The organism is Allobosea sp. 05T439 (assembly GCF_056396005.1).
The window spans coordinates 1-445 of the sequence record NZ_JBFTKP010000152.1 but is presented as its reverse complement, the minus strand read 5'-3'; the positions used below and the strand labels follow the sequence as shown (position 1 = coordinate 445).

Sequence of the window (445 nt, the reverse complement as noted above, 5' to 3'; positions counted from 1 at the left end):
CGCTGACCGCGGTCGCGATCTACGTCAAGAGCCTCTTCCCCAGCCACGCCAAGTCCGATCTCGGTCCGCCCACYGAGMCCCCGGGCGAGGATGCGGCTGGGGGAGGCCCCKCGAGGCAGGCGCAGGCCGAGGAGGCGGACAAGGAGGCCGAGGACGAGACCGGAGCAATCAAGAAAGGGCCCGAGGACGACCCGGCGCTCGGCTCCGGCGGCCAGGCKGTCGGCACGGCCGGGCTTGCCGCCTTCCTCGGCATCGATTCCCCGCCGATCGACTATGAGCAGCTGCCGCTGCGCCGCTTCTCGCCGGCCAAGCTCGAGGATGTCTTCGGCGATCCGGCGAGCAAYGACAACCTGACGCTCAGCCATGGCGGCGGCCTCTCCGGCAGTGCCGGCTCTGGCGGTGGCCATGACTTCGAGGGGATCGCCTCGGCCGGCGGCGGCTCGGG

At 72.0% G+C, this 445-nt stretch carries 1 pseudogene; it reads left to right on the top strand.

The window, feature by feature from the left end:
* Nucleotides 1-445: pseudogene (locus AC1DIO_RS35495) on the top strand (hypothetical protein); the annotation flags it as partial.